The organism is Janibacter sp. CFPM2_SD2 (assembly GCF_057364645.1).
This window is the reverse complement of sequence record NZ_JBNFOF010000398.1, coordinates 1-695: the sequence shown is the minus strand read 5'-3', so window position 1 is coordinate 695 and position 695 is coordinate 1. Positions and strand designations below refer to the sequence as shown.

The 695-nt window shown below is 76.1% G+C and carries 1 protein-coding gene; it reads left to right on the top strand.

All coding sequences use genetic code 11. From position 1 onward, the window contains the following. Positions 1-49: 49 nt before the first annotated feature. The coding region (locus AC2W7J_RS18620) for a hypothetical protein (RefSeq protein WP_485984294.1) at positions 50-695 on the top strand (646 nt) is incomplete at its 3' end.

Sequence of the window (695 nt, the reverse complement as noted above, 5' to 3'; positions counted from 1 at the left end):
GGCAGCGGCACGGTCACCGCGGCCCGCGGCCCGGACCGCTCGTGCCGAGATGGTCACCCTCACGCCGCAGGGCTGGCAGCGCGCCGCCGCCGAGCCCGACCGCACCGTGACGAGCACCCGTGAGCACACCGGCCGCTGGCAGGTCGACGTCGGCCGGGGCGGGGAGGGACTGCTCGTGCTCTCGCAGGGGGCCAACGCGGGCTGGCAGGCGACGACCGAGGACGGGAGCATCCTCGAGCCGGTGACCGTCGACGGATGGCGCCAGGCCTTCGTCGTCCCTGCCGGGGGAGCGGTCGGGGTCACGGTCGACTTCGTCCCCAACGGCCACCACCGGCTGGCCCTGGGCATCGGTGCCCTGCTCGCCGGCCTGCTCGTGCTCTGGGGGGCGCTCGAGGTGTGGTTGCGGCGTCGCTCCGGTGCGGTGACCACCGCCGACGGGGAGGCCGCAGTCGTCCACGCCACGGTGCGTGACGTGGACGCAGACGTGGACACCGAGCTGGGCGACGTCGCCGCCGACGCGGAGGCGGGGGTGGCCCCTTCGTCCTCGGGGTGCTGCTCGGCGCGCTCGTCGGGCTGCTCGTCGCCGGCTGGTGGGGGCTGCTCGCCGGTGCGGTGGGCGCCGTGCTGCCGGTGCGTCGTCGAGCGACGGCGGTGGCTCTCTCGTCGTCGTCGCGGTATCGCTTGCCGTCTGCGGG